The sequence below is a fragment of the Arthrobacter sp. SPT-J7 genome, from assembly GCF_059089965.1.
This window is the reverse complement of the sequence record NZ_JBNHFF010000616.1, coordinates 1-316: the sequence shown is the minus strand read 5'-3', so window position 1 is coordinate 316 and position 316 is coordinate 1. Positions and strand designations below refer to the sequence as shown.

General features: G+C 62.3%; 1 pseudogene. It reads right to left on the bottom strand.

Features of this window, described 5'->3' with window-relative positions:
• Positions 1 to 316 (bottom strand): annotated as a pseudogene (locus tag AC5RWX_RS34530) (LPXTG cell wall anchor domain-containing protein); the annotation flags it as partial.

Genomic DNA, 316 nt, shown 5'->3' with positions numbered 1-316 from the left:
GTGTTTGCCAAGGAAGCAGCCACGGTGACCGTGACAGGGCCTACGACGACACCGGATGTGTCGCCAGTCGCGGTAATGGAGTACGTTCCGGCTTCTCGGATGGAGATCGGCAGGGAGAACTTACCCTGCGCATCTGCGGTCGCTTTCAGGGTTTGTGCTTCTGCAACTACGTTAATTCGTGCTGCTACGGAGCGGCTGCCAGCGATGTTGGCGCCGGATGCTGCCGGCGGGTTGCCGGGCGTTACCTGGATAGTGAGTGATTCGCCGGCGAGGAAGCCCTGGCCGCTGAAGACGAAGGACTCGCCCGGGCCAACGG